The organism is Pseudomonas sp. SDO5532_S415, assembly GCF_054071155.1.
Genome location: NZ_JBSVWS010000204.1, coordinates 1 through 9,130, shown reverse-complemented (window position 1 = coordinate 9,130; position 9,130 = coordinate 1). Strand labels below are relative to the sequence as shown.

The following is a 9,130-nucleotide window of genomic DNA, read 5'->3' as shown; positions in this document are numbered from 1 at the left end:
AGGAACGTATTCCCATGTGGGAGCGAGCCTGCTCGCGAAGAGGCCAGACCTGCCAATACAAGCCTCAGGGTTTGAAACCTTGAGCCAACAACCAACTGCGAACCATCCTCCCCTGCTCCACCGTCAACCCCGCCAACACCTGCTCCGCCGACTCACGGCACATCAACCGCCGCACCAACGGCGCCAACTCAACCCCCTGCACATGCCAGATCCCCAACGGCTGATCCGCCGTGATCACCACCTCGGCCTCATCGACAAACCCGTCACGCAGCACCGGCGCTCGCTCGATCCGTAAAGCATTGAAATCCGCCTCGGCATGGGCAATTTCTGCATCCGGCCATCGCCGTCGCACCTGCCAGAACGGCTGATCGGGCCAGCGCGCTTCATCGGCGTAAAAATCCCGGCCAATCCTTGCGAACCGCAGGAACAACTGCTCCACCCGTTGCTGATGAAAACGCCGGGCCAGTGCCGCTCGTTCGGGTTTGCACAACAGGGTGTTGATCACCGCCGGCGCCTGCAACGCCGAGGACAGGGATTGAAAGATGCCATTGCCCGACAGCGGGTCCACCGCCATCGCTGCATCGCCAACTCGAATCCAGTTATCACCGCATACCTGCGGACTCAGAATCGCCGTACTGCTGCGGGCGTGCAGCCGTAAATCAGCCTCGGGTTCGTCGCCGAAAAATGCCCGGGCCACCGCCGAGTCCTGACGCCGTTGCCGACAGTAGTCGAGCAGCTGCGCCTTGCCCGGCAACCCGGCACTGGACACGTCCACCGTCCATTGCCAATAGCACTGACCATCAGCCCGTCGCGCCATCCATGCCCAGCCGTCTTCCAGACTTTCCACGGCGCTGGCGGTGTTGCCCGGTGCGCCTTGCCAGCGATTGAGCAGGCTGACCGTCTCCGGTCCGCGCAGGCCTTTGCCGAGAGCGGGTGCCTGACGTCCACGGGCTTCCACCAGAAAGTCCGCGGCCAGCGCCTGGCGCCCGTCGATATCGATTCGATGGCCGCTCGCGGCTGACTGGACCGACAACACCCGGCCTTCGACCAGTTCAACGCCGGCAAGGCGCAAATCCTCGCGCAGGCCGCGATCGAAGGTCGGACGATCCAGCAGAAATTCGACGTTCTGCGCATGTTGCTGAGCGTTCCAGTTGACCTGGCGTTGCGACGGTAACGCGGCTTCCGATAATGCGTGATGCAACCCGGCGCCGCGCAACGCCTCCAGCACCCGCAGGGAAACGCCCTCCAGCGCAGCAAAGCGGCGCCACTCGCTGACCAGCGTTACTGCATACCCCAGTCGCCGCAGCCCCAGGGCGACCGCTGCGCCCGCCGGCCCGGCGCCCAGAATCACAATCGACGTCATGGCAAGAAGCGCCGTTCAGGGCCGCGATAACGGGCGTTATGTCGCAAATACTCGATGACCTGCTCGTTGCTCGCCTCGGGTTGCTCCACCAGAAACGCCGCAATATGCCCGCTCAATGCCGCGCAACCGAGACTGGCGCCGGACTGCCCGGGATAGGTACCGTGCACGCATGCAGCGAAATCCGCCTGGGCACTGTTGAGCCATGACCATTCGAGTTCGGCACAGCGCGCGTCGCCGGTGACCCGCAGCACCTGTGGATAATTCGCCGGGAACACCCCTTCGCCCTGCGCCGGGCTGGATGCGCACAGCAACACGCCGCGCGCCACCGCCGCCGCGCAGGCAGCCCGCAACAAGCTGCGATCCTGCCGTAAACCGAGACTCAAATTGATCAAGCGCACATTCTGCGCCACCAGCCAGTCGATCGCCGTGGCGATCTGCAAGGCGCTGGTGACGCCACGCTGGTCAAATACCTGGGCCACGCAAAACAGCGCCGACGGCGCGCGCCGGCCGATGGCTTCGATCACCGCGCTGCCGTGACCCAGTGGATCATCGCGCAAGTCGCTTTCGGCCAGACCGTCCTCCACCAGGGAAAAGCGACGTCCGCCGATCACCTGCACCCGCTGCGCCGCCGAGTGGCCGCTGTCCACCACTCCAATGCGTAGCCCAGGTTTTTCATACAGCTCAGGCTTCATGCAGCACCGTTTTCGAAATCAATACACCGTCGAGCAACTCAAATCGCAGGTCGGCATCGGCCAGGGTCGAGGGGCGATGGCTGATCAGGATGCGCGTGCGCCCGGCAAACAGGCGGTCGATGGCCTCGATCACTTCTCGCTCGGTGGCTTCATCCACCGCCGAGGTGGCTTCGTCGAGCACCAGAATCAACGGGTCCTGCAACAGCGCGCGGGCAATGGCGATGCGTTGTTTTTGCCCGCCGGACAACTGCTGGCCGCGCTCGCCCAACGGGCTGTCGAGGCCTTCGGGCAACGAAGCGATCAAGCTGTCGAGCTGCGCCAGCCGCGCCACTTCGGCAATCGCTTCGCGGCTGGCGTCCGGCATCGCATAGGCCAGGTTGTCGGCGAGGCTGCCGCGAAACAACACGATGTCCTGACTGACCACGGCGATGCGCCGACGCAACTGGAACAGGTCCAGCTCCCGCACATCCACTTCGCCCAGCAGCACCCGCCCTGACTGCGGGTCGTGATGGCGTTGCAGCAGGTCGATCAAAGTCGATTTGCCGACGCCGGAGCCGCCGCTCAAGGCGACTTTCAATCCGTAGGGAATGCGTGCCTCGATACCGCGCAGGGTGGTCGAGCGACCGGGATGGCTGAAGTGCACATCGTCGAAACGCAGCTCACCCGAGCCCGGCATCGGCTTCGGCGCGGCGGGTGTGAGTACGGTGGGTTCTTCACCGCGCAACTCCATCACCCGACCGAGGCTGACGGTCATGCGCTGAACAGCCACATAGAGCCCAAGCAGACTCTGCACCGGCCCCACGGCCATGCCCAGGTAAGTGGAAAACGCAATCAGCGCACCCAGTTGCCAGGTGCCCTGCACCACCCAATAGCCGCCGATCAGAAACGCACAGGCCCGGGACAGCGAGGTCAAGGTGCCCGGCACGGCCTGGGTGAAAAACTCGGTGACTTGCAGGCGCAGCAACTGGCTCATATAGCCTTGCCCCAAGGTTTCCAGGCGCCGCGCTTCGCGCTGTTGCTGGCCGGCGGACTGGATGAACTTCATCACCGGCAGCGTCTCGACCATGAACGACGACATGTCCGCCGAGCGTTCGCGCAACTGCCGCACATCGCGCTCGACCTTGCGTCGCATCCAGCGCAACCAGAGCACGTCGAGGGGAATCAGCACCAACGCCAGCAGCGACAGTTTCCAGGACAAGGTCAGCAACATCGCCACGGCCACCACCAGGCCAATCACGCTGGACACCGCCGAGAACAGCGAATCCACGGCAAAGCGCTGGATTTCCGCCACATCGCCATCGAGACGCGACATCAGATCGCCGATGCGCCGCTGGCTATAGAAGCTCGGCGACAGGGTCTGCAAATGCCGATAGAGGTCATCGCGCAGGGCAAACAGCATGCGCCCGGACAACCGTGTGTGCAGGTAGCGATTAATCCCCGACAGTACTGTGCCCAACAGCCCGGCGACGATCATCAATCCGGCGATCAGCACCAGCATCGAAAAGTCGCGTGCCAGCAGGCCATCGTCGATCAACAACTTAGTCAGCCACGGCTGCACCAGCACCAGGGCTGACGCACAAACCGACAGCCCCAGCAGCCCGGCAATCGCCAGCCGATGGGGCCGCACAAAGCTGTAGAGCCAGCGCAACGCCGCTTGCAGGGCTTCGGGGTTCTGGCTGTCGATCAGCCGAACGATCAGGCGCTGCATCACGAACGCAACTGTTTGAGCTTGCGATACAGGGTCGCGCGGCTGATGCCCAGGGCGTCGGCGGCGGCCGAGACATTACCCTGATGCGTGTCCAGGGACTGGCGGATCATCTCCAGTTCGTTTTCACGGATGCTGCCGGCCTGGGGACGTTCAGTCGCGGTCAACTCGTCAAGCATGCTGTCAGGCAAGTGATCGAGCGTCAGGACGGTTTCCCCCGGTTCGCGCATGGCCAGGGCGGTGCGCAAGACCATCTCCAACTGGCGGATGTTGCCCGGCCAATGGTAGTTGCCGAGCAGACAGCTCAAGTCGTCATGAAGCACCACCGTCGGTGCGTCGAGGCGGGCCAGCAGACGGCTGACCAGCGCACCGAAATCTTCGCGCTCGCGCAGGGCCGGGAGCATCACGCTGATGCCGTTGACCCGGTAGAACAGGTCTTCGCGGAAGTGTTTTTCTTCCACCAGGCGCTTGAGGTCGCGGTGGGTGGCGCAGATCAGGGCGACGTCGATGTCCTGTTCTTCGCCGGCGCCCAGTGGTGCGACCTTGCGGTCCTGCAACACCCGCAGCAGCCGTGCTTGCAGGGCCAACGGCATGTCGCCGATTTCATCGAGAAACAGCGTCCCGCCGTGGGCCTGTTGCAAGCGACCGACCATGCCGCCCCGGCGCGAGCCGGTGAACGCGCCTTCGCGGTAGCCGAACAGTTCGGACTCGATCAGACCTTCGGGGATGGCCGCGCAGTTCACTGCGACGAAGGGTTTATCGCAGCGACTGCCGGCCATGTGCAGGGCACGGGCGATGACTTCCTTGCCGGTACCGGTTTCGCCCAGCAGCAATACCGGTAACTGGTTGGCCAGGCCTTGGCGGGCCATGCGCAGGGCACGGGCATAACGGGCGTTGCTACCCGCCAGGGAGTCGAGGTCCGGTTGTGCCTTGGTGGTTTTTGCCGGGGTCCGCGGTGGGCTGCTGACGTTGATCGAACGTTGCGGCGCGCGCAGGGTTTTGTAGAAAAATTCGCCCTTGGCGGTCTGCAAACTGCCGGCGCCGCCCTGATGCAGTCGAGCCAACAATTGCAGGCCATCGACACCGAGAAACTCTTCGCAGCGCCGACCGACCAGCGCTGAACGCTCGGCATGCAGCAACTGGCAGGCCTGGGCACTGACAGCGAGGATCTGTCCGCCGAGGCTTACGGCCAGCAGGCCCTGCCAGGGGGATTCGAGGTACTGGCGACGGCTATGGAAGGCGAGGACGATTTCGTCCGGGTAACTGGCGTTGAAGACCCGGCTTTCGATCTGACTGACCGCCATGGCCAACAGCGCCGTGCTGTCGTGGGCACGGCCCAACGGGCCTTCGCGGGTCAAATCGAGTACGCCGAGGATGTCACCTTGCGGGCAATGGATCGGTACCGAGGTGCAGGAAAAATCACTGAGGCGATCCAGGTAATGTTCGCCGCAATCGATCAGGGTCGGCCGGGCTTCCACCAACGCGGTGCCGAGGGCGTTGGTGCCGCGGGCGGCTTCGCTCCAGCAGGCACCCAGGGTAATGTCTTGCAGGCCGCTGCCCTTGAGACGGTCGGCACGACCTTCGACGGCAAGGATGGTGGCGTCGGAGTTGGCGAGGATGATCAAGCCTTCCTTGCCCTGGCGTTCGGCCAGGTAGTCGATGGCGGGCAACGCGGCGTCGATCAGCAGGCGATTGCTCGACAGCAGTACGTCCAGGCTGGCACTCGATTCCAGCGCCAGTTCATGCTTGGCATTGAAATGCACACCATGGCTGAGGCTGCGTCGCCACGAGGCATCGATTTCCGCCCGCAGGACACCATCCGGCACTTCGCCTTCCAGATGCAGCTTCTCCCGGGCCAGCCGGGCTTCGCGGGGAAGTTTGGGGGAGTTTGTTTTTATTAGCGTCATCAAGCGCTCCGGGTCGTCCGCCCTGCGCCTTCAAACATCGGCGCCCTGCCGCAATCTTTACGTTAACGTCAGGGCTATGGCAAGTGCCTTACGGCGCTTGTGTTCCGGCAGATGGACCGCGTACTCGTTGTTCGCGAGCAGGCTCGCTCCCACAGTGGGCCGGGTTGAACCATGAATTTATGGTCAACGCAGGACCTGTGGGAGCGAGCCTGCTCGCGAAGCCTCGAAGGTTTAGACGTGAGGATCGCCCGGCTTGCCTGGGGCTGCGTATTGCGGCTTCAAGTGCCCGTCCTGATCGAGTAACCAGGCGTCCATGATCTGCCGCACCACGGGACCTGCAACGCGTCCGCCGGCTTCGCCATTCTCGATCATCACCGAGATCACGATCTTCGGGTGTTCGGCCGGGGCGAAACCGACAAACAAGGCATTATCGCGGTTGCGCTCGCGGGTCTTCTCGCGGTTGTAACGCTCGCCCTGCTTGATCGCCACCACTTGCGCGGTACCGCTCTTGCCGGCAATACGGTATTGCGCCCCCGCCGCTGCCGCCCGGGCAATCCCGCGGGCATCGTGCATCACCATCTGCATGCCGTGGTTGACCTGCTCCCAGTCGCGCGGATCCTTGAGCAGAATGTTCGGCATCGGATGCTCGTCCACCGGTGCGACACCATCCACGGTCCGGGCCAGATGCGGACGGTTCCACACACCTTTGTTGGCGATCAGTGCGGTGGCCTGGGCCAGTTGCAGCGGCGTGACCTGCATGTAGCCCTGGCCGATGCCAAGGATCACCGTCTCACCCGGGAACCATGCCTGACGGCGTGTGGCGCGCTTCCAGGCCTGGGATGGCATCAGACCTGGCGACTCTTCGTACATGTCCAGGGAGACTTTCTCACCCAGACCAAACATCGCCATGTAGTCGTGCAGGCGATCGATCCCCAATTTGTGGGCCAGGTCATAGAAGTAGGTGTCGTTGGAACGCATGATCGCCGCGTCCATGTCCACCCAACCGTCACCGCTGTGGTTCCAGTTGCGATACTTGTGATCAAAATCCGGGAGTTGGTAATAGCCCGGATCGAACACCCGGGTCTGTGGTGTGACAACGCCGGCGTCGAGACCGGCAATCGCCACTTCTGGCTTGATGGTCGAACCGGGCGCATAAAGGCCGCGCAGCACACGGTTAAACAGCGGCCGGTCGATCGAATCGTGCAGTGCCGCGTATTCCTTGAAGCTGATGCCGGTGACGAACAGATTCGGGTCGAAGCTCGGTTTGCTGACCATCGCCAACACTTCGCCGGTCGACGGATCGAGCGCGACCACCGAGCCACGACGATCGCCCAGGGCCTGCTCGGCGGCTTGCTGAAGCCTGACGTCGAGGCTCAGTACGATGTTTTTGCCAGGAATCGGATCGGTATGCTTGAGCACTCGCAGCACGCGCCCCTGGGCGTTGGTTTCGACTTCCTCGTAACCGACATGGCCGTGCAGCTGCGACTCGTAGAATTTCTCGATCCCGGTCTTGCCGATGGATTGAGTGCCGCGGTACTCGACCGAATCCAGGGCCTTGGATTCTTTTTCGTTGATGCGTCCAACGTAGCCGATCGAATGAGCAAAGTGCTCGCCCAACGGATAGTGGCGCACGAACTGCGGCTCGACATCGATGCCCGGCAACCTGAACTCGTTGACCGCCAGCACCGCAATCTGTTCTTCAGTCAGCTCGTAGAACAGCGTCACCGGCACAAACGGATGCCGTGCCTGCTTCATGGCCTTGTCGAACAGCGCTCGATCCTCAGGCGGCAGGTGCAATAAGTTGACGACCTCGTCCAGCTCTTCTTTCACATCCGAAGTGCGTTCGCGGGTGATGGTCAGGTTGTAGCTTGGCTGATTGTCCGCGAGAACCACACCATTGCGGTCATAGATCAAGCCGCGGGTGGGAGTGATCGGCAGGACGTGAACGCGGTTGTTTTCGGAAATCGTGGAGTGATAGTCGAATTCGACCACCTGCAGGACGTACATGCGCACCACCAGCGCACAGGTGATGGCGACGACGAACAAGGCACAGGCCATCAGCCTTTTGTTGACCAGGCGCGTCTCTTTTTCGTGGTCCTTGATCGGTATCGGTTCGGGCATTTCCAGAGCAACTCTTTGAAAAAGACGTGCCGATCCATGGGCGTCAAATCAGTCCTTAAAAAACGAGCTGCACCATATCAAATACCGCTTGTTCACTTTGGTTCGATTCCACCAATCGCGGTCGTGAAAGGGTGAAGAGTTTTTCATCTTGGCGGCGGACTCGTGCGTTTCACTCAAGATTGATATTCCCATTCATGCGTTTTTCTTGCTGATGCTGCTGTTGATACTGGGTACATGTCATTGGTTTTTTTTGGAGTCTTTACATGCATCCACGCTTTCAACGGTTACTCGGGTCTAACGATTTTTCCATCGGACTGGAACTGCCCCTGGATAATGATTGGTCCAGCGATGGTCAGCGGCGACGGATTACCGAGGACCGCCCTTTTGGTGTGCCGGACCTGAAACAGCACGCCGCCATGGCCCGGCTGGCCGATCGGTCCGGGTTTCGCGCGCTGTGGGTTCGCGACGTGCCGGTTTACGACCCCCACTTCGGCGATGCTGCACAGGTGTTCGAAACCTTTTCTTACCTGGGTTACCTGGCCGGCATTACCGATAACATCATGCTCGGTACCGCAGCGGTTGTACTCCCGCTGCGGCAACCCTGGTTGACACTCAAGTCAGCCAGCAGTGTCGATGAATTGAGTGATGGACGCCTGCTGCTAGGCGTGGCCAGCGGTGACCGCCCGATGGAATATCCGTTGTTTGGCGTGGATTACGATCAGCGTGGCGAAATCTTCCGCGATACCGTGGAATTGCTGCGCAGCCAGGGCGTTGACCGTTTGCCCGAAGGTGCGCGTCTGCTTCCAGAACGCGAACAGTCAGCTCCGTTACTGGTGGCGGGTCTTGGTCAGCAATCGCCAGCGTGGATTGGCCAACACATGGACGGTTGGCTCGCTTACCCCGGTACGCCGGATGAGCACCGTCGGCGAGTAGGACTGTGGCGTGAAGTTGGTGGCAATAAACCCTACATCAGCTTTGTTCATCTGGATCTGGCAGCCAATCCCCACGCACCGATGCGTCGTGTTCGCTTCGGTGGCAGCTGTGGACGTCTGGCATTGATCGATGAACTGCTGGCCTTGCGTGAGGCAGGCGTACAACATGTCGGCCTGCATGTGCGACGCAGCGAACGACCGGTCGCGGAGATTATTGAGGAGATCGCAGAACACGTGCTGCCGAAGTTTCATTGATGGATGCTGCGGGACCAGGGATGGCCCTCAAGCTGTCCCTTTTTTCGCGCCACTTTCCTGCGGACAAAACAAAACCCCTACCTGCATACGCAGATAGGGATTTCGGAATTTAATCTTGACGATGACCTACTCTCACATGGGGAAACCCCACACTA

The 9,130-nt window shown here is 61.8% G+C and carries 6 protein-coding genes; 1 reads left to right on the top strand and 5 read right to left on the bottom strand.

Features of this window, described 5'->3' with window-relative positions; translation table 11 throughout:
• Window positions 1–64 precede the first annotated feature (64 nt).
• The 5 genes from qhpG to mrdA all read right to left on the bottom strand — a co-directional run bounded on the left by qhpG (window position 65) and on the right by mrdA (window position 7,788).
• Entirely contained in the window at window positions 65–1,363 is a 1,299-nt protein-coding gene (gene qhpG, locus ACW9HW_RS26890) for a flavin-dependent monooxygenase QhpG (protein ID WP_457402329.1), read from the bottom strand.
• Window positions 1,360–2,055, bottom strand: coding sequence for a subtilisin-like serine protease QhpE (qhpE, locus tag ACW9HW_RS26885; protein WP_095197347.1), 696 nt, complete (start codon window positions 2,053–2,055; stop codon window positions 1,360–1,362). The genes qhpG and qhpE overlap by 4 nt, the downstream gene beginning before the upstream one ends.
• Entirely contained in the window at window positions 2,045–3,763 is a 1,719-nt protein-coding gene (locus ACW9HW_RS26880; RefSeq protein WP_457402327.1) for an ABC transporter ATP-binding protein, read from the bottom strand. The genes qhpE and ACW9HW_RS26880 overlap by 11 nt, the downstream gene beginning before the upstream one ends.
• Window positions 3,763–5,667 (bottom strand): sigma-54-dependent Fis family transcriptional regulator, encoded by a 1,905-nt coding sequence (locus ACW9HW_RS26875; protein ID WP_457402325.1) that lies wholly within the window; start codon window positions 5,665–5,667, stop codon window positions 3,763–3,765. Before ACW9HW_RS26875 ends, ACW9HW_RS26880 begins: the two co-directional genes overlap by 1 nt.
• A gap of 231 nt (window positions 5,668–5,898) precedes the next feature.
• Entirely contained in the window at window positions 5,899–7,788 is a 1,890-nt protein-coding gene (gene mrdA, locus ACW9HW_RS26870; protein WP_095197344.1) for a penicillin-binding protein 2, read from the bottom strand.
• 263 nt (window positions 7,789–8,051) lie between these two features.
• On the opposite strand from mrdA, the gene ACW9HW_RS26865 reads away from it, so the two are divergent.
• Window positions 8,052–8,975 (top strand): TIGR03571 family LLM class oxidoreductase, encoded by a 924-nt coding sequence (locus ACW9HW_RS26865; RefSeq protein ID WP_095197343.1) that lies wholly within the window; start codon window positions 8,052–8,054, stop codon window positions 8,973–8,975.
• Window positions 8,976–9,130: the final 155 nt, after the last annotated feature.

Bases quoted from the DNA above. Each gene is read 5' to 3' on its own strand.
- qhpG (WP_457402329.1), bottom strand. From the start codon at position 1,363: ATGACGTCGATTGTGATTCTGGGCGCCGGGCCGGCGGGCGCAGCGGTC.
- qhpE (WP_095197347.1), bottom strand. From the start codon at position 2,055: ATGAAGCCTGAGCTGTATGAAAAACCTGGGCTACGCATTGGAGTGGTG.
- ACW9HW_RS26880 (WP_457402327.1), bottom strand. From the start codon at position 3,763: ATGCAGCGCCTGATCGTTCGGCTGATCGACAGCCAGAACCCCGAAGCC.
- ACW9HW_RS26875 (WP_457402325.1), bottom strand. From the start codon at position 5,667: ATGACGCTAATAAAAACAAACTCCCCCAAACTTCCCCGCGAAGCCCGG.
- mrdA (WP_095197344.1), bottom strand. From the start codon at position 7,788: ATGCCCGAACCGATACCGATCAAGGACCACGAAAAAGAGACGCGCCTG.
- ACW9HW_RS26865 (WP_095197343.1), top strand. From the start codon at position 8,052: ATGCATCCACGCTTTCAACGGTTACTCGGGTCTAACGATTTTTCCATC.